The sequence below is a fragment of the Pseudomonas juntendi genome (genome assembly GCF_009932375.1).
Taxonomy (GTDB): domain Bacteria; phylum Pseudomonadota; class Gammaproteobacteria; order Pseudomonadales; family Pseudomonadaceae; genus Aquipseudomonas; species Aquipseudomonas juntendi.
In genome coordinates, this window is sequence record NZ_BLJG01000390.1 from 1 (window position 1) to 567 (window position 567).

Below are 567 nucleotides of genomic sequence, written 5' to 3' on the forward strand. Positions count from 1 at the left end.
CAGCGCATTGCCCACCGGCAACGTGGTGAAGCTTTCGGTCAGCACCTCGAACACCACCAGGTGGCCGTTCATCAACAGGAACAGCACACTCACCAGCATCGTCATGAACTGGCTGATCACCGTAACGTTGACCCCGTTCCCCGGGTCGACCATGGAGGCGAAGGCCATGCCCATCTGCACCGCAACGATCTGCCCGGCAATCACGAACGCCTGGAACAGCAACTGCAACGCCAGGCCGAACAGCGTCCCGACGATGATCTGTTCGGCGCACAGCAGCAGGCCGCGCAGGCTCAGCGGGTCGAATTCAGGCAGCGGTGGCAACGCCGGCACGATGACCACGGTAATGGCCACGGCCACGTACAGGCGCACCCGCGCCGGCAGCATGCGGGTACCGAAGATCGGCATGGTCATCAACACCGCCGTCACCCTGAACAACGGCAGGATGAAGGTGGCGACCCAGGTGCCGATCTGCGTATCGGTCAGCTCCAGCATCCGCGCATCAACCTATGAGCTGCGGAATGTTGGTGTAGAGCGTGGTGATGTACTCCATGAACTTCTGCACCAGCC

At 61.9% G+C, this 567-nt stretch carries 1 protein-coding gene; it reads right to left on the reverse strand.

From position 1 onward, the window contains the following. Window positions 1–492: flagellar biosynthetic protein FliR (locus GYA94_RS26255; RefSeq protein WP_174824213.1), on the reverse strand; the 492-nt coding region annotated here is incomplete at its 3' end. Between the last annotated feature and the right edge of the window lie 75 nt (window positions 493–567).